This window comes from Vreelandella janggokensis, assembly GCF_031451615.1.
Lineage (GTDB): Bacteria > Pseudomonadota > Gammaproteobacteria > Pseudomonadales > Halomonadaceae > Vreelandella > Vreelandella janggokensis.
The window spans coordinates 170,550-187,512 of sequence record NZ_JARWAJ010000003.1; the positions used below are offsets into that span (position 1 = coordinate 170,550).

Consider the following 16,963-nt stretch of genomic DNA (forward strand, 5'->3'; position numbering starts at 1 on the left):
ATACCTTGCCTATTCAGGTGGGTGCAGCCACGGGCGGCAATACGCAACGCTTGATCGCGAAAAACGCCCTGCTCATCAACCAAACGCCTGTTCAGCAAGCCATTGTTGACTGTCTACAAGCAGGTATATGCTATCCCACATCTATCCAAGCTACTGTCTGCAATGCCCTCATCGGCATCGTAAAGGCCAAGGCAAGAACATCTAGCTTGTAAGACCAACGCTCACCACTGATCAGCAGCAAGGAACTTCACCGCATGCGACTGCAGTACCAAGGACAATCCCCTGAGCGTATCGGTTTTCTGCTGCTCCCCCGTTTTGCCATGGTGGCTTTTTTCTCAGCCGTAGAACCGCTCCGCATTGCCAATCGCATTGCCGGGCACGAACTGTTCCAGTGGCGCGTGATTAGTGAATCGGGGGCTCCTGTGACAGCCAGCAATAGCATGACCCTGATGGCCGATGAAGGCCTCACCCCCTATCCCGACATTTCCAGCCTGGCTGTCTGTGCCAGCTTCGAGCCCGAGAAATCGATTTCTCGTCAGTTAACGCAGTGGCTGCACCGCCAGGCACTGCGAGGCTGCGTGCTTGGAAGCATGGACACCGGTGCGATTGTACTGGCACACGCCGGACTGCTGGACGACCAGACGATCACCTTGCACTGGGAGAGCCTACCGGTGTTCCGCGAGTCGTATCCGCACCTTCATGCCGTCGAATCACTCTTTGAAGTCAGCAAGTCCGGTTTTTCCTGTGCGGGAGGCACGGCCGCCATGGATATGTCGCTGGACCTGATCGCAAGGCGTCATGGCGATACGCTTGCTCAGCAGGTGTCGGAACAGCTCATTCATGCGCATATCCGTCACCCTGAGGACCGCCAGCGTTTCGAGCTATCCGGCCGACTTGGCTCGCGTAAACCCGCGCTATTACGAGCCGTCGCCTTGATGGAGGCAAATCTCGAACACCCCATAACAATTGCCGATATCTCCGAACAGGTAAATATCTCACTGCGCCAGCTTCAAAGGTTATTCGAGCAAGAGTTGGGTAGTAGCCCTCGCCGTTACTATCTTGCTTTGCGGCTCGAGCGATCCCATCAACTGCTGCGCGAAACTCAGCGTGACATCATCGAAATCGCGCTCGCCTGCGGCTTCAATTCCGCATCGAGCTTTTCTCGCACTTTCCGACAACATTACGGTTACACACCCAGTGACGTTCGTCACCCCGACAGCCCGAACGTTGCTCCGGTAGAACGCTGAGGCCTTAAAAAGGCGTATAAAGCACAGCCCGTGACGTATTGTGCGCACCAGTGCCGTCATCCTGCTGGCAATGTGGCAGGCATCAAAAGCGAATGCCAACCCTCATTACGGAGAGCCAGCCATGCCCATCGACACCCACGATTCATTGCCATTAACGCCGGATTATGATGCCTGGCCTGTCGATGTCTCGATTGAATCAATTGAACATCAACCAAGAGAATTGCATGTCTACTGGCAGGACGGACGATTCAGCCGCTATCACAGCGTCTGGCTGCGCGAAAATGCTGCCGATGATTCAACGATTAATCCCGCCACCCGTGAGCGCATACTTGATCTTTCAAGCCTGAACGCTTGGCCAACGCTCGCCAGCGCTGTGCTTGAGGAGAGTGGCGCCGTCTGCCTGATCTTTGCACCGGAACAGCGGCAACTGCGCTTTCATCCCGGTTGGTTGCGAGCCCACGACTATTCCAACGGCCATACCCAGGATGCACCGCTGGTGACCGTAAAAACATGGCGTGGTAGCGATAAGCAGGCACCTGATACGTTCGATGCCACCGGCTGGCTTGATCACCCATCAGGCAGCCCCGTCGACACTGCCCTGTTGGAACCGGCACTGGACAGCCTTTTGGGTCAAGGTCTCGTCAGGCTACAAAATCTGCCCACTGAACCCGGCACGCTGTCCAGCATCGCCCGGCGAATTGGTCCTATCCGGCCGACGAATTTCGGTGAACTCTTCGATGTAAAGGCCAAACCCAACCCGGATTCAAACGCCTATACATCAATTGCGCTACCACCGCATGTAGATCTACCGACACGCGAATACCAGCCGGGACTCCAACTGCTGCACTGCCTGGAAAACAGCGTTACGGATGGCCAGGCAGTGATGATGGATGGCTTTGCCATTGCTGAGGCATTACGCGATGAAGATCCTCAGGTCTTCGACACCTTGCGCCAAGTTCGATGGTGCTTCGCCAATACGGCCCAGACCACCGATTATGTATGGCATGAGCCAGTGATTCGCTGCGATGCGCATGGTGAGCTGCTCGAAGTCCGCATCGCCGACTTCCTTAGGGGACCTCTGCAGACAGATTTCAACCAAGTCGAACCAGCCTATGAGGCGTTAATGGCACTACAGCGTCGCTTGCGTGACCCCAGCTTCGCGATGCGATTCACCTACCATCCCGGTGACTTGGTCATCTTCGATAACCGCAGGTTATTGCATGCGCGTGATGCCTTTGAAGGCAGCAGTGGCCAACGCTGGCTGCAAGGTTGCTATCTGGAACGCGACGAAGTCCGCTCGCGTTATCGCATCGTGCAACGCACCAAGCGACAAAAGCGTATCGCAGCAGCTGACTAGTTACCGGCCGACAGGCTGCCACGTTCAGCCGTGGTGCTGGGCGACTCCCCGAAACGCTGGCGATAAGCACGCGCGAAATGGGCTGGCTGAGTGAACCCGGTCGCCAGTGACGCCTCGGTCACACGGCAACGGCTATCGGCCAAAATACGTTGTGCTTCGTCGAGCCGCATACCCAGGTAACACTGCTTCGGGGTTTCGCCAAAATGGGCCATGAAGAGTCGTGTCAATTGCCGTTGTGACTGCCCGATCATGCGACAAATATCGGGAATGGGTATGACTTGTGATAAATGAGCTTCCATAACCGCCAGTGCTCGAACCACTGTCCGTGGTAGATGTGCCAATTGACGGCTATGTGCCATAGATGCGCTATCAGTATTACCTCGCTGATGCACGATTTGCCGTCCCACGGCATCGGCTAGTGCGGGCCCATAGGAGCTCTCCACCCAGGTCAGCATCATATCGATGCTGGCCACACCTCCTGAACCGGTCAAACGCCCGTGACCAAATTCATAGCGCGCATCACTAATGGTGAGGTCAGGAAATTCCTGTCGAAAAGCCGGGATACACTCCCAGTGCATTGCGATCCGGTGTCCTTCCAGCACCCCCGCCCGCGCCAGAATGAACGGGGCAGTATCCAGCCCGCCGAGCCAGCCGCCATGTGCTGCTACTTGCCTTAATATCGACCGCTCGTGCGACGTGGTCGTGACCTCTGGCTCGTAGGAGGAGACCACCATTAGGTGGGCGTTTTGATCAACCTCATCAAGCCGCCCATCAACATCAATGCGAACCCCATTACTTGCGACCACGGCTTCCCCATCCGAGGACAGTAAACGCCAGGCAAAGAGATTACGCCCAAATCGATTGGCGACCCGTAGCGGTTCCAAGAGGCAGAAAAGGGTCAGCATGGAAAACTTGGGTAACAACCACACATTGAGCGTTTGCTCGGCCTGGACAGAGTCTAGTAGCGGCGGCGAATCCGGGCGTGGATAGGGCCAGCCCTCAGGGATGCTGTCTTTCATGGCTAAAATTATTCAACAAAAGGCTAATTTTATCAAGTTGATTACCCAAAACAGCGGTAGGGTGGCTATCGGCAAAGCAATGATGCGCCTAGCCAACACAGTCGTCAGTAACCGATCATTTGCGGAGAGTAGTCCCCATGTCCCAATCCGTCACCGTCAACCTTCAAGCACAGGGCCGTCGCCTACGGATTGAGGCTGACGGCCATCATCGTGACTATGTCCCCCTCTGGTTACGCGAACGCAGTCCCGATGATGCCACCCGAGATCCCTATACCGGACAACGCTTGGTCGAAGCAGCCGAGCTACCGCTGGACCTGACGATTGAGACGGTCGATGTGGCTGACGGCCTACTGACGCTGACGTTCAGCGACGGGCACCTCACCTCTTTCACACTGACCGAACTACTCAGCGAGCAGGCCAGTGATTCACCCCGGCAACTCTGGGATGCCGCCGAGGCGCCACAACCAAAAGCAGACTTTGCTACCGCCCTTGAAGACGATTCGGCGCTGCTGGATATGCTTGATGCACTACATCGCAACGGCTTTGTCGTCGTCTCGGGGGTTCCCACTGACAATGACGGCATGCAGCCGCTCATTGATCGCATTGGCCCGCTAAGACGCACTAACTGGGGTGGCATCGCTGACGTCAAATCGGTGGCCAACGCCTACGACCTGACCATGACTCAGCGTGGCCTGGAGCCCCACACCGACAATCCTTACCGGGACCCCATTCCCGGCTATATTTGGCTGCACTGCCTGGCCAATGCCGCCGAGGGTGGCGACAGCACCCTGGCCGATGGCTTTATGGCGGCGCACCTGCTGCGCCAGCGGGATCCAAACGCCTACGCCTGCCTCACTCGGGTAACGCCCAGCTTTCGCTATTGCGATGCCGATACCTATCTGGAGAGCGAGGGCCCGCTGATCGAACTGGACAGCCGAGGCGAGCCCGCCCGGGTGCGCTACTCCAACCGTACCGAAAACATCCCAGCGCTGCCTGCAGAAGAGTTGGAGGCATACTACGCCGCCCGCAAAGCCTTCTATCAATTAATCACCGGCGACGAACTGACCCTGCACCTTAAGCTCGACCCGGGCCAGATGCTGATTATCGATAACTACCGTCTACTGCATGGCCGCAGCGCCTTTCAGCTCGCTGGCGGGGTGCGCCATATGCGCCAAGGTTATGTCGATCGCGATAGCACCGCCAGCCGTCGCCGCGTACTCCATCAGCGGCTTGCCACTCCAAAGGTCCAAGGAGAACCCGCATGAAACAAGCTCGATTTCGCTACTTCGGCGAAGCTCAGCGCGATGATTGGGCGCTGATTGATGCCCGCTTCCGTGACTATCTCTCCGATACCCCGCGCCGGGTACTCGCCCACCTGCACAATTTGGCTGGCGATCACCACGGCTATCCGGTGGATCGCTACGAGCACTGCCTGCAGACCGCCACCCGGGCATTGCGCGATGGTGCCGACGAGGAAATGGTCGTCTGCGCACTGCTTCACGATATCGGTGATGACCTGACCCCCGCGAACCACGCCGAGGTTGCCGCGGCCATCCTTGAGCCCTTCGTCGATCCACTCAACGCCTGGATGATTCGCCATCACGAACTCTTTCAGGGGTATCACTACCGGCACTTCTTCGGCCAGGATCCCCACGCCCGAGAGCAATATCGCGACCACCCGGCCTATGAGCGTACCGTCCGCTTCTGCGACCACTGGGATCAGGCCAGCTTTGACCCCGAATATGACACCCTGCCCCTGGAACACTTCGTCCCCATGGTAGAGAGAATACTGGGACGAGTGCCCCACGGTGGACTCCCCGAGCCGCTTCCAGATGGGGCGATGCCATGAGCCAGACCTGCGCGCAGTTGCTGCTGCGGACTCTGGAGGCCTATGACGTGGATACTGTCTTTGGTATCCCCGGGGTACACACGATCGAGCTCTACCGTGCCTTGGGTGCGAGCTCAATCCGTCATGTCACACCACGTCATGAGCAGGGCGCGGGCTTTATGGCCGACGGCTACGCTCGCGCCAGTGGTCGTCCCGCCGCTTGCTTTATCATCACTGGCCCCGGCATGACCAACATCGCCACGGCCATGGGCCAGGCACTGGCTGACTCGGTGCCCATGCTGGTGATCTCCAGCGTTAACAGCCGCAACACGCTTGGGCGTGGTCAGGGGCGGCTCCATGAGCTGCCTAACCAGCAACAAACCCTGGCAGGCGTCAGTGTCTTTAGCCACACCTTGCACGACCCGGCCGCCCTGCCGGAGATCATGGCCCGAGCTTTTGCCATCTTTCGCGGTGCACGACCAGGGCCGGTGCACATCGAGATTCCTATCGACCTGTTTGACGCACCGGTTGCCGATAACCTGCCGCGTCCGATCGAGGTGTTCCCCCCAGCCCCGGCGCCCGCCGCCATTGCTCGCGCCGCCGAGTGGTTAAGCCAGGCCGAGCGCCCACTGTTGCTGCTGGGTGGCGGCTGCGTGGCGGCCCCCGAGGCCGCCCGCGCCTTAGTTGATCGGCTGCAGGCCCCGGCGCTAACGACGATCAACGCCAAGGGCGTGCTGGGGCTGGATCACCCGCTTGATCTAGGGGCCACCATGAGCCTACCCGCCGCACGTGCCCTGGCGGCCGATGCCGACGTCATTCTGGCGCTGGGTACTGAGCTGGGCGAAACCGACTACGACCTGGTATTTGATGACGGCTTCCACCTTAATGGACGGCTCATTCGAGTAGACATCGACCCTCAGCAACTGGGCCGCAACCAGCGAGCAGACCTGGCCATGGTCGCCGATGCTGGCGAGACAATGGCCGCGCTACTGCAGGCGCTGCCCCATCGCCGCAAGACCGATGGGCGCGCCACCACGACTCGTCAGGCGCTAGCCCTGCACGAAGACCCCGAACTGGTCCCCTATGTGCCGCTCTACGCCACTCTGCAGGCTACTCTTTCCGATGCCATTCTGGTTGGCGATTCCACCGGCCCGGTGTATGCCGGCAACTTTCTGGCTTCCTTGCCCGCGCCCCGCTGCTGGTTCAACTCGGCAACTGGCTACGGCACCTTGGGCTATGGCCTTCCTGCTGCCCTCGGTGCCGCCCTTGCCTGCCCAGATCAACCCGTGGTCGCACTAGTGGGCGACGGCGGTGTGCAGTTTGTTCTCGGTGAACTGGGCACTGCCCGTGACCTGCCCTACCCGGTAGCGGTGCTGATCTGGAACAACCAGGGCTATGACGAAATTCGCCGCTACATGGCCATGCACGCGGTACCGCAGTTGGGCGTCGACTTGACGGCGCCGGACTTTGCCGACCTGGCTAGTGCGTTCAGCTGCCGCTATCGCGCAGTGGGCGACCCCGCAGCCCTGGGTAAGGCACTCGAAAAGTTGAGAGATGACAACTCACCGCTACTCATTGAGGTGGATGCCACGGCCTGGATGAACACTTTGTAAATAGCAAAAGCAATGAATAATAGATCGATTAATCGACACACAAGGATCCTGACATGCGCAAAACAGCCCTTTTAACCACCATGACACTGATCGGCATACTGCCGCTAAGTGCTCAGGCGGCACAGGATGCCAGCAATGAGCTGCGCCTAGTCGTTCCTCCATGGCCGGGCGTCACTGTCAAATCAGAAATCCTCTCCCAGTTAGCTGGGCCGCTGGGGTATCAAGTTGAGGCACTGGAAGTCAGCTCCACAGTGGGCTATCAGAGCCTGCAGAGCGACGAGGCTGATGCTTTCCTGGCCGGATGGCTACCGGCTCAGCAGGAAAGCTATGACGCGGCCAATGAAGCGGGCAGCATCGTCGACCTGGGCAACAACGTTACCGGCGCTCGCATGGGTTTCGCGGTACCCGGCTATGTCCATGAGGCCGGCGTGACCAGCGCTGAAGAGCTGGCTGATCCTGAGATAGCCGAGCGTTTCGGGCACCGCATCTACAGCATCGAGAGCGGCTCAACGGTTACCGATATGCTCGAGAGCGCCATCGATGCTGACACCTATGGCCTTGGCGACTGGGAAGGGATGCCATCTTCCACGCCGGGCATGCTCAGCGAGGTCGCAGCCGCCGTAGACGAGGACCGCTGGATTCTGTTTTACGGCTGGACGCCCCATTGGATGATACCCGAGTACGGCGTGCACATCCTGGACGATCCAGCGGGTGTGTATGGCGATGATAACGGCCGCAGTGACGTTAAAACCATCGTCGCTAAACGTTACGCCGAGGCCAACCCCAACCTGACTCGATTGCTCGATCAGTTCACCTTCACCGCCGACGAGCAAAGCGAATTCATCAGCGCCTTCAGCCTGGAGGAGCGTGATCTCGATACCGTTGCCAAAGCGTGGATTGAGCAACACCCTGAGCATGTCGCCCATTTCCTCGAGGGCGTAACCACCTACGACGGTAGCAAGGATGCCCAAGCCGCCGTGGAAGCCACGCTATGAGTGATAATACGTTACAGGAGTGTGAAATTCGCCGGGACCTGGCCGCTGCTTATCGACTGATCGCCCTGGACGACATGGACGACGGCATCGATACGCATATCTCAGCGCGCCTTACCGGCGAGCGTTTTTTGCTCAACGCTTACGGCCTGCGTTTCTCAGAGGTGCGCGCCGACAGCCTGGTGACGGTAGACGCGGACGGCAAGGTGCTCGACGATCCTACGGGGCTGGGCATCAACCCGGCAGGCTTTACCATACACAGCACTCTCCATGCCGCCCGACCCGACGTTAACTGTGTACTGCACACACATACCGTGGCTGGCGTTGCGCTCTCCTGTCTTGAGGAGGGCCTCCTGCCGCTCAACCAGTGGTCGCTGGAATTCTACGATCGGTTGGCCTACCACGACTTCGAAGGCATTGCGCTGGCACTCGATGAACGCCAACGTCTGGCTGACGACCTCGGGAAACATTCGGCCATGATCCTGCGTCAGCACGGTTTACTGACCTGTGGCGCAAGCGTAGGTGACGCCTTCCTGCGCATGCGCAACCTGGAGCGTAGTTGCCAGGCACAGCTGGCGGCTCAGGCCACCGGCCAGCCGTTGCGTCTGGTGTCGCCGACCATGGCTGAACACGTAGCAAAGCAGTACGAAGCCTGGGCAACAAGCCACGCGGGAAGCGACCGGGCTTGGCAAGCTGAACGACGTCGGCTGGATGACGCTGGCGATTCCTGCTAACCAACATCAGAACGAGAGCCCTATGCACTATTCACGACTGACCGACCGTATCGCCGGCGAGGGTGCTGCGGCCTGGGACATCCACTACCGCGCCCTGGCCCGCCAGGCCGCCGGGGACGACATCACCTTGCTCTCGGTAGGCGACCCGGATTTTGCCACCCCGACACCGATTGTTGAGCGCGCGGTGGCTAGCTTACGTGGTGGTGCTACCCACTATTCCGATGTCCAGGGCAAGTTGGCGCTGCGCCAAGCGATCGCCGACGGCTATCGCCAACAGGGCCTTGATGTAGGCCCGGACAACGTGATTGTCATGGCCGGTGCACAGTGCGGCCTGTATGCCGCCGCCCAGTGCTTGCTGGATCCCGGCGACGAAGTACTGGTGCCCGAACCCAGCTATGTCACCTACGAAGCCGTGCTACGTGCCACCGGCGCAGAACTGGTCCAGGTTCCGCTTTCCAGCGAGGCAGACTTCAGCCTCGACCCGGTCGCTCTGGAGGCTGCCATCACACCTCAAACCCGGGCGATCCTGCTCAACAGCCCCCACAACCCCACTGGCCAGTTGATCGACGCCGATACCTGGGAAGTCATCGCGGCACTATGTCGACGCCACGATCTATGGTTGATCACCGACGAGGTCTACGCCGAGTTGATTTTTGAGGGCCAACATTTCTGCCCTGCCACGCTAGAGGGCATGACCAAGCGCAGCGTGATCGTCAGCAGCCTCTCCAAGTCCCACGCCATGACCGGCTGGCGCTTGGGTTGGGTACTGGGCCCCGAAGCGCTGATCGAGCACCTCACCCACTTGGCGCTATGCATGCTCTATGGCTGCCCGGACTTTATTCAGGACGCTGCCTGCGATGCCCTTCAGACACCGCCCGCCGAGTTGCTCGCCATGCGTGAGGCCTACCGGGCGCGCCGCGACGCTGTTTGCGGGGCGCTCGCCGAAAGCACTGCGGTGACCGCGATCCGTCCACCAGCGGGAATGTTTCTGATGGTGGATATTCGTGCCACAGGCCTCTCATCGCAAAGTTTTGCTGATCGCCTGCTCGACGAAGAGGGCATTTCGGTACTCTCCGGCGAAGCGTTTGGGCCTTCAGCAGCGGGCTTTGTGAGGCTCAGCCTGACCGTTGATGCCGAGCACCTCACCGCCGCCAGCCTACGCTTGGCGGCTTGTGCCGAGCGCGCCCGGGCTGAGCTATCACCTACTCCGGCTAAGGAGGCCGATTGCCTATGACATCATCATTTCAGCCTGCATCTCGTCCCCACGCCGCACCGGCGGTGGTGGCTAACCAACTCCACAAGCATTTTGGCGACCTTGAGGTGCTCAAGGGTATTTCTCTTGAAGTGCCTGAGGGGAGCGTCACGTCTATTATCGGCGCCAGCGGCTCCGGCAAGAGCACTTTACTGCGTTGCATGAACCTGTTGGAAAGACCCGACCAGGGCGAACTGGCGATTGCGGATGAGGCGATTCGTTTCACCCGCAATCCCCAGGGCGGCATTACCGGTCTAGATCGGCGCCAACTGCAACGGTTGCGCGCCAAGGTGGCGATGGTTTTCCAGCAATTCAATCTTTGGCCCCACTTAACCGTTTTGGGCAACGTCATTGAAGCTCCCATGCGGGTCAAGGGGCTCTCGCGCAAGCGGGCCACCGCTTTGGGAGAACACTATTTAGAGCGAGTCGGCATGGCCGATCGGCGTGACGCTTACCCCGCCTTTCTTTCCGGCGGGCAGCAGCAGCGGGTGGCTATTGCTCGGGCACTGGCCATGGAACCCCGGCTGTTGCTATTCGATGAACCTACCTCAGCGCTGGATCCTGAGCGCGTCAACGAGGTACTGGGTGTTATTCGCGGCCTTGCCGACGAGGGTCGCACCATGCTGATGGTTACTCACGAGATGCACTTTGCCCGAGAGGTCTCCGACCAGTTGGTCTACCTCGACCAGGGGCATATCGCCGCCGAAGGCACGCCGGAAGAGGTCTTTGATGATCCCCGCTGCCGCCAGTTCATGGCACCTGCGGCTTGACCACGCCATATCGCCATAACAATAACCACCATCAGAAGAACTGACCTAACAGGAGAAGACCATGAAATTCCCCATGATGATGATTACCGCCGTGACTGCGCTTTCCTTTGGCCACACTGCCCAGGCCGCCGAGCCCCTGAAAGTGGGTATCTCCGGTGAACCCTATCCACCTTTCACCTACAAGGCCGCCAGTGGTGACTGGACGGGCTTTGAGGTGGAGTTGGCCCACGCCTTTTGTGACGCCATGGGGCGCGACTGTGAAATCAAGCCGACTGGCTGGAGCGGCATTATTCCCTCGCTCAATGCCGGGCGCATCGACATGATCATGAACTCAATGTCGATCACCGAGAAGCGTCAGCAAGTCATCGACTTCACTCGCCCCTACTACTTCACACCAGGCGCTTATGTGGCATCAAGCGATACCACGCTCGCTATTCCCGAGGGTCTGGACGGTTTGGTAATGGGGGTGCAGGGCGCCACCACCAACGCCACTTACGCCCGCCGTGAACTGCGCGACAGCGGCGTTGATGTCCGCCTCTACGATCAGGCTGAGCAGGTCAATAACGACCTTCTTTCAGGACGCCTGGATGTCATTCTGGCGGATGAGATTGCCATGCTGCAGTTCCTTGATCGTGACGAGGCGGAAGGCTTCGAGATCAAGGCCACCGCTCCCCGCCATGAAGCGTATGGTGAAGGCATCGGCATCGGCCTGCGTCAAGCGGATGACGAGCTGCGCGAGAGCCTTAATACTGCCATCGCGACGGTGATTGAAGAAGGCACCTGCGCCAGTCTTTCCGAGCAGTACCTGGGCACCGATGTCTGCGTCTACGATTGAGCGACAACTGACCGTTATTGCCTCCCCCCGATGCCATAGGTATCGGGGATTCCTTATGTCACCGAGGAAATAGTCGACCATGACTGCCATGACACCGGAGGGGCTCGCCGACTGGGCCGGCCCCATTCTTAGCGGCGCGCTGACCACGGTTCAGATCGCCGTGCTGGCCTACGCCATCGGACTACTGTTGGGGCTGCTGGGCGCCGGTGCAAAGCTCAGCCCTTGGGCGCCCTTACGTGGTCTGGCCACCGCCTATTCCACCTTGATCCGGGCGGTGCCCGAACTGCTGTTGATCCTCCTGCTCTACTATGCGGGTGCCCAGGCGCTGGATGCCCTGCTGGCGTATATCGGCATGGCGGGTGCTATGCAGATCACCGGCTTCGCCACCGCTGTGGGCGTACTGGCCTTCGTCCAGGGCGCCTATATGACCGAGGTATTCCGCGGCGCCATCCTGGCCATTCCCCGTGGTCAGTTGGAGGCCGCTAGCGCCTTTGGTTTCTCACGCTGGGCCCGCTTCCATCGCATTGTGCTCCCCGGCATGCTGCCCAACGCCCTGCCAGGCATGTCGAATCTGTGGCTGATCTTGATCAAGGACACCGCACTGATCAGTGTGATCGGCTTCAACGAACTGTTTTTCACTATCCAGCAAGCCGCCGCCAGTAGCCGCGCCTACTTCCTTTTCTATGCTGCCGCCGGGGTTATTTACCTGCTAATGACGCTTAGCTCCACAGCACTGTTCGCGCGCCTTGAGCGTTATGTTCGGCGCGGCCAACCCACGGAGGCCTGATATGGATTTTTCCTGGCTGAGCGATCCTTTCTATCAGGGCTACCTGTGGGAGGGGTTTATCAATACCCTGTGGCTACTGCTGGTCTCCGCGGTGGGCGGCCTGTTGTTAGCGGTAGGGGTGGCGCTGGCGCGCATCCGCGGGCCTCGTCCCCTGGCGTGGCTGACCTGGGCTTTTACCACTGTCATGCGCGGTACCCCGCTGCTGGTACAGCTGTTCTTCTTCTACTATGGCGTAGGGCGCCTGCTGGAGGGCGTTCCAGGCATTCGCGACAGCTTCTTCTGGCCGCTGCTTCGCGACCCCTTCTTCTTTGCTGCAGTGACCTTCATTCTCAGCGTGGGCGCCTACTCCGGCGAAGTCATCCGCGGCGCGATGCAGAGCGTCCCGCAGGGCGAACTAGAGGCTGGCCGAGCCTTCGGCCTCAGCGGTTTTCAGGTGCTTACCCGGCTGTGGCTGCCACGCGCCATTCAGCTCTGTCTACCCACGCTTACCGGCGAGATGATCCTGCTGCTCAAGTCGGTTCCGTTGGTTTCCACTATCGCCCTGATGGATCTTTTACAAGCGGCTAATATCATCCGCGACGAGACCTTCCTGGTCTACGAACCTCTGCTGCTGATCGCCGGTATTTATCTGGCCACCACCGTTGTGCTGACCCTGGCGTTACGTCTTGTAGAGCTCAACTTTCCCGGGATGCGGCCAACGCGACACCGCTGGCTGCCCATTCGCTGAACAGGAAACACGCAATGCCTGCCTCCATGAACGCTTCCAACGTCACCCTGAGCGAACAGTTTATCGACAATGTCTGGGTGCCTAGCCGAGGCAATAAGTACCGCCCGGTGCTCGACCCCTATCACGAATCCCTCCTGGCCGAGGTAACCTGCGGTGATCCCGCTGACGTCGATCTCGCCGTGATAGCCGCCCAGCGCGCCCTGCCCGGCTGGCGAGCCACACCGGAGGCAACTCGCGGCGAGTATCTGGAGGCCATTGCGTCGGGGCTAGAAACCCGTCGCCACCCCCTCGCCGAACTCTCCACCCGCAACAACGGCAAACCTCTGGCGGAGGCCTACCAAGACCTGGACGACGCTATTGCCTGTTACCGGTACTACGCCAAGGTCACCGTGGCTCTGGGACAACGCCAGGGAACCGTTGAAGAGGCGGGTCAGCGCGACCTGGAAGCGCGCCACTACTGGGATGCCATCGGTATCGTGGGACTGATCACCCCATGGAACTTTCCGTTGGTCAGTAGTGCCTGGAAACTGGCGCCAGCGCTAGCCGCTGGCTGCACGGTAGTGTTCAAACCCTCCGAGATTACACCCCTGCCCGAACGAGTACTGGCGGAGATCGTTATGGAGGCAGGCCTGCCACCGGGCGTCCTTAATCTACTGCTGGGCGACGGCGAGGGAATCGGCGCTCCGTTGAGCCGCCATCCCGGCATCGACAAGTTATCCTTCACCGGCAGCAACGCGGTGGGCGAAGCAGTGATGAGCGCCGCTGCTCAGGGTGTCAGGCCGGTCTCGCTGGAACTGGGCGGCAAGTCACCGATTCTGGTCACCGAGGATGCCGATCTCGGACTTGCTCGGGATCTGGTGATGGCCGGTATTTGCTACAACGCTGGCCAGATGTGCTCGGCTACCAGTCGGCTACTGGTTCATGAGCGCCTGGCGGACGACCTCTATTCAGCCATTGACGCCGCCATGGCAGAGCTACATTTGGGCGCCCCCATGACGCAGGGAACCGATATGGGACCGCTGGTCAACGCCAGCCAACGAGAACGGGTACAAGGCTATATGGCCATAGCCAATGAGGAAGGGTTGATTAGCGAGACGCCCGCTCTCGCCCTGCCGGAGCGAGGATTCTTCGTGGCGCCGCGCCTCTACCGTGAGGTGCCCACCACCAGTCGCCTGTGGCGGGAGGAAATCTTTGGCCCGCTGCTCTGCGCACGTCGCGTGGCTAACGACGACGAGGCCATTGCGCTGGCCAACGACAGCGACTTCGGTTTGGCCGCTACGGTGGTGGCCGATGAACCCGACCATGCGGCGTCTATCGCCCGGCGCTTAGAAGCGGGCAACGTCTGGTGCAATAGCGATCAGGTAGCGCCGCCTCAGGGAAGCTGGGGGGGTATGAAGCGCAGTGGAATAGGCCGCGAACTGGGCGATTCGGGTTTGAACGCTTACCTTGAGCTCAAGCGCATCACGCGTCCCATAAAGCATTGAGATATCAACACAGCGGTTTTCCCTGACCATGGTTAGGTCAACTGCCGTGACATCACCGTGACGGTTTCGCCCCGGTACTCAAGGCTTTCTACATCTTGCCACCCCAAATGCCGATAGAGCGACTGCTGATCAGGGGTGTAGAGATAGAAGTGCTCGATGCCGTTCTCAACGGCCTCTGCTTCTACCCGGCGCACCAATGCAGACGCAATACCCCGCCCCCGCCACTCGGGCACGACAAATACTGAGGCCAGCCAGGGGGCAAGTTCACGGCGGATGCTCATGTCATCGGCAATCAGGCTGGCGGTTCCTACCGGGGTTTCGCCTTGCATGGCGACAAAGATGGAAGGCACCCCAGCCTGACCACATTCGGCTTTTAAACGTTCAATAGCCTGTTCTGGGGTGAGGCCAGGGTGTAAATGCCCCCAGGTTGCAAATGTCCAGCCCGCGACGATTTCAGCATTTGGATCGTCAGCACTCAGTCGCTGAAGGGCGATATCGCTTTGCATAAATGGCGCTCTACCTTGTTTAGCACAAACGAATACATTAGCGATTTATGGGAAGGCTGACCAGCGCCGACACTTCTCAACCCGCCGCTGGTCAGAGATTTTGACGGCAAGATCATCAGATGAAGTCAGGCTTCATCACATCCAATTGATACGCTCTGACACGGCCTAAAACCCAGGATCAAAAGGTAGGCTCACCATGCTATTGGCCTAACGCTAGATTAAGGCTGATCAACCTCTTAGGTGCTAGTCTGTTAATCAAATGACGTTGGATACAGCTCACGAATGCAACCTTTATTAAGACGTACACATCGTCTTGCATTGGCAACAATTGCCCCACGAGTTTTTGCCTTTTGCCATACCTTCGGGCTAACCGTATGGATCGCTGTCGTAGAAGGCAGCGGCTGGACGCTTATTCTGCCAGGGATGTTGCTGCTGCTGTGGCCCGGCGTCGCCTACGCGCTTGCGGCAAACGCTCAGAATTCGAAGCGTGCCGAGTTCAGGAATCTCCTCTTCGACAGCCTGCTGTTTGGTTTTTGGTGCAGCGTGCTGGATTTTTATGCGTTAGCCACCATTACCATCGGGCTTGCCTGCCTGATGAACAATTTAGTGGTCGGCGGACTTAGGAAGATGATGGTTTCAGCCCTACTTTTTATCGTCGCGGCCCTGATTGGAAGTGCCTTGACAGGGTTTACTTTTCGACCCTATGTGAGTAACAACTTAGACATCTACCAGTGGGCGGGAGCAGTGGTCTATTTTCTAACCATTGGTCGCGTCACGTACAGTCAGAATCGTCAGATTGGCCGTAGCATTGGCGAGATTAAGTTTCAGAACCGGGTTTTTCACGCCCTGTTGGATCTCGGAGCAGTCGCCAATCGCGCGATCAATATCCACTCCCTGCTGAATGACTCTTTAAACCACCTACATACTCACTTTCCCGGCTACGGCTTTGCCGTTTTTCTCCAGGAACCGCAACGCTCTGAAATAACACGCTACGCGGCTGTTGCGGGGCTAAGCCCAAAAGATGAACAACGCCTGAAGCGCTTATTGGCCAGCGTTCATGAGCAAAGAGAACATCCGGTCAAACTGCCACAAACAGAAGAAGGTGAGAACCTCTATATAATGCCCATGGGAGCCCGTTTAAGCATGTACGAAGGTTGGCTGTTCGTGAAAGCTCCCAACCGGGACGATGGCTTGGAGCAAATACTCTCCCTCTTTGCCGACCAGTTGGCGGCCGCTACCGAAAATAAATTGCTGCATTTGGAACTGAAGAAAACCGCTGAGCGTGACGGGCTCACCGGCCTTTATAACCGAGGATTTCTGGAATCGGCGCTGCAGATGAGTATCCAGAGCAAGGCCCAGACGCCAAACCTGGATTTTGCTGTGCTGATGTTGGATGTCGATAGACTCAAGGAAGTGAACGACCATCATGGGCATGTCGCAGGCGACCAACTGATTGCCAGCGTTGCCAGGTATCTGCAACGTCACTGCCGGGACAGTGACGTACTGGCACGCTACGGTGGCGATGAGTTCGTCATTCTGTTTCCCTCTGCCGACCTGGCAGCAGCCAAGCGTATGGCCAGTCTGATCCGGGAACACCTTCCCGACCAGCGCTGTACCATCGACACTGCCAACGGCGAACGCGAAGAACTGGCGCTTCATGTAAGCTTGGGATGCGCAAGCTCCAGCGAAGCGCCTGCCCAGCAGGTATTTGCTCTGGCAGATGAGCGCATGTACGAAGACAAAAGCCTGCGCCGCAAACCCAATACAGGTGGGCCTGGAGCAACAAGGAGGCCCTCCATATAGAGGTTTTCT

Annotated in this window: 16 protein-coding genes; 14 read left to right on the forward strand and 2 right to left on the reverse strand. The window is 58.9% G+C overall.

The window, feature by feature from the left end:
- Positions 1–254 precede the first annotated feature (254 nt).
- Both QC816_RS10385 and QC816_RS10390 read left to right on the forward strand, forming a co-directional pair.
- Positions 255–1,247, forward strand: a complete 993-nt coding sequence (locus tag QC816_RS10385; protein WP_309782039.1) for a GlxA family transcriptional regulator — start codon at positions 255–257, stop codon at positions 1,245–1,247.
- 121 nt (positions 1,248–1,368) lie between these two features.
- A complete protein-coding gene (locus QC816_RS10390) occupies positions 1,369–2,604 on the forward strand; it encodes a TauD/TfdA family dioxygenase (protein WP_309782401.1) in 1,236 nt (411 codons plus the stop codon).
- Here the strand turns inward: QC816_RS10390 and QC816_RS10395 are convergent.
- Positions 2,601–3,623 carry a GlxA family transcriptional regulator gene (locus QC816_RS10395; RefSeq protein WP_309782040.1) on the reverse strand — a complete coding sequence of 341 codons (1,023 nt, stop codon included), beginning with the start codon at positions 3,621–3,623 and terminating at the stop codon, positions 2,601–2,603. The genes QC816_RS10390 and QC816_RS10395 overlap by 4 nt on opposite strands.
- Before the next feature lie 137 nt (positions 3,624–3,760).
- Between QC816_RS10395 and tmpA the strand changes: the two genes are divergently transcribed.
- From tmpA to QC816_RS10450, 11 genes are all read left to right on the forward strand, one after another.
- Positions 3,761–4,888: a 2-trimethylaminoethylphosphonate dioxygenase gene (tmpA, locus tag QC816_RS10400; protein ID WP_309782044.1), complete on the forward strand. Its 1,128-nt coding sequence runs from the start codon at positions 3,761–3,763 to the stop codon at positions 4,886–4,888.
- A complete protein-coding gene (locus QC816_RS10405) occupies positions 4,885–5,472 on the forward strand; it encodes an HD domain-containing protein (protein WP_309782045.1) in 588 nt (195 codons plus the stop codon). The genes tmpA and QC816_RS10405 overlap by 4 nt, the downstream gene beginning before the upstream one ends.
- Positions 5,469–7,064: a 5-guanidino-2-oxopentanoate decarboxylase gene (locus tag QC816_RS10410; RefSeq protein WP_309782046.1), complete on the forward strand. Its 1,596-nt coding sequence runs from the start codon at positions 5,469–5,471 to the stop codon at positions 7,062–7,064. Before QC816_RS10405 ends, QC816_RS10410 begins: the two co-directional genes overlap by 4 nt.
- Positions 7,065–7,117: 53 nt before the next feature.
- Positions 7,118–8,059 carry an ABC transporter substrate-binding protein gene (locus QC816_RS10415; protein WP_309782047.1) on the forward strand — a complete coding sequence of 314 codons (942 nt, stop codon included), beginning with the start codon at positions 7,118–7,120 and terminating at the stop codon, positions 8,057–8,059.
- Positions 8,056–8,790: a class II aldolase/adducin family protein gene (locus QC816_RS10420; RefSeq protein ID WP_309782048.1), complete on the forward strand. Its 735-nt coding sequence runs from the start codon at positions 8,056–8,058 to the stop codon at positions 8,788–8,790. The genes QC816_RS10415 and QC816_RS10420 overlap by 4 nt, the downstream gene beginning before the upstream one ends.
- A 22-nt stretch (positions 8,791–8,812) precedes the next feature.
- Positions 8,813–10,024: a pyridoxal phosphate-dependent aminotransferase gene (locus QC816_RS10425; protein WP_309782049.1), complete on the forward strand. Its 1,212-nt coding sequence runs from the start codon at positions 8,813–8,815 to the stop codon at positions 10,022–10,024.
- A complete protein-coding gene (locus QC816_RS10430; protein ID WP_309782050.1) occupies positions 10,021–10,812 on the forward strand; it encodes an ABC transporter ATP-binding protein in 792 nt (263 codons plus the stop codon). Before QC816_RS10425 ends, QC816_RS10430 begins: the two co-directional genes overlap by 4 nt.
- Positions 10,813–10,873: 61 nt before the next feature.
- Positions 10,874–11,647, forward strand: a complete 774-nt coding sequence (locus QC816_RS10435; protein WP_309782051.1) for a transporter substrate-binding domain-containing protein — start codon at positions 10,874–10,876, stop codon at positions 11,645–11,647.
- A gap of 79 nt (positions 11,648–11,726) precedes the next feature.
- Positions 11,727–12,434 (forward strand): ABC transporter permease, encoded by a 708-nt coding sequence (locus tag QC816_RS10440; RefSeq protein ID WP_309782052.1) that lies wholly within the window; start codon positions 11,727–11,729, stop codon positions 12,432–12,434.
- Position 12,435: 1 nt separating this feature from the next.
- On the forward strand, positions 12,436–13,161 hold the full coding sequence (locus QC816_RS10445; RefSeq protein ID WP_309782053.1) for an ABC transporter permease: 726 nt from the start codon (positions 12,436–12,438) through the stop codon (positions 13,159–13,161).
- Between the two features lie 14 nt (positions 13,162–13,175).
- A complete protein-coding gene (locus tag QC816_RS10450) occupies positions 13,176–14,645 on the forward strand; it encodes an aldehyde dehydrogenase family protein (RefSeq protein ID WP_309782054.1) in 1,470 nt (489 codons plus the stop codon).
- 32 nt (positions 14,646–14,677) lie between these two features.
- Here the strand turns inward: QC816_RS10450 and QC816_RS10455 are convergent, their stop codons facing one another.
- Positions 14,678–15,151, reverse strand: a complete 474-nt coding sequence (locus QC816_RS10455; RefSeq protein WP_309782055.1) for a GNAT family N-acetyltransferase — start codon at positions 15,149–15,151, stop codon at positions 14,678–14,680.
- Positions 15,152–15,433: 282 nt separating this feature from the next.
- Between QC816_RS10455 and QC816_RS10460 the strand changes: the two genes are divergently transcribed.
- Positions 15,434–16,954, forward strand: a complete 1,521-nt coding sequence (locus QC816_RS10460; protein ID WP_268901026.1) for a sensor domain-containing diguanylate cyclase — start codon at positions 15,434–15,436, stop codon at positions 16,952–16,954.
- The last annotated feature ends 9 nt before the right edge of the window (positions 16,955–16,963 follow it).

Excerpts from the sequence above, each read along its gene's own strand:
- QC816_RS10425 (WP_309782049.1), top strand. The coding sequence starts at position 8,813 with ATGCACTATTCACGACTGACCGACCGTATCGCCGGCGAGGGTGCTGCG.
- QC816_RS10460 (WP_268901026.1), top strand. The coding sequence starts at position 15,434 with ATGCAACCTTTATTAAGACGTACACATCGTCTTGCATTGGCAACAATT.
- QC816_RS10410 (WP_309782046.1), top strand. The coding sequence starts at position 5,469 with ATGAGCCAGACCTGCGCGCAGTTGCTGCTGCGGACTCTGGAGGCCTAT.
- tmpA (WP_309782044.1), top strand. The coding sequence starts at position 3,761 with ATGTCCCAATCCGTCACCGTCAACCTTCAAGCACAGGGCCGTCGCCTA.
- QC816_RS10450 (WP_309782054.1), top strand. The coding sequence starts at position 13,176 with ATGCCTGCCTCCATGAACGCTTCCAACGTCACCCTGAGCGAACAGTTT.
- QC816_RS10390 (WP_309782401.1), top strand. The coding sequence starts at position 1,369 with ATGCCCATCGACACCCACGATTCATTGCCATTAACGCCGGATTATGAT.
- QC816_RS10405 (WP_309782045.1), top strand. The coding sequence starts at position 4,885 with ATGAAACAAGCTCGATTTCGCTACTTCGGCGAAGCTCAGCGCGATGAT.
- QC816_RS10435 (WP_309782051.1), top strand. The coding sequence starts at position 10,874 with ATGAAATTCCCCATGATGATGATTACCGCCGTGACTGCGCTTTCCTTT.
- QC816_RS10395 (WP_309782040.1), bottom strand. The coding sequence starts at position 3,623 with ATGAAAGACAGCATCCCTGAGGGCTGGCCCTATCCACGCCCGGATTCG.
- QC816_RS10440 (WP_309782052.1), top strand. The coding sequence starts at position 11,727 with ATGACTGCCATGACACCGGAGGGGCTCGCCGACTGGGCCGGCCCCATT.
- QC816_RS10420 (WP_309782048.1), top strand. The coding sequence starts at position 8,056 with ATGAGTGATAATACGTTACAGGAGTGTGAAATTCGCCGGGACCTGGCC.
- QC816_RS10455 (WP_309782055.1), bottom strand. The coding sequence starts at position 15,151 with ATGCAAAGCGATATCGCCCTTCAGCGACTGAGTGCTGACGATCCAAAT.
- QC816_RS10445 (WP_309782053.1), top strand. The coding sequence starts at position 12,436 with ATGGATTTTTCCTGGCTGAGCGATCCTTTCTATCAGGGCTACCTGTGG.
- QC816_RS10430 (WP_309782050.1), top strand. The coding sequence starts at position 10,021 with ATGACATCATCATTTCAGCCTGCATCTCGTCCCCACGCCGCACCGGCG.
- QC816_RS10415 (WP_309782047.1), top strand. The coding sequence starts at position 7,118 with ATGCGCAAAACAGCCCTTTTAACCACCATGACACTGATCGGCATACTG.
- QC816_RS10385 (WP_309782039.1), top strand. The coding sequence starts at position 255 with ATGCGACTGCAGTACCAAGGACAATCCCCTGAGCGTATCGGTTTTCTG.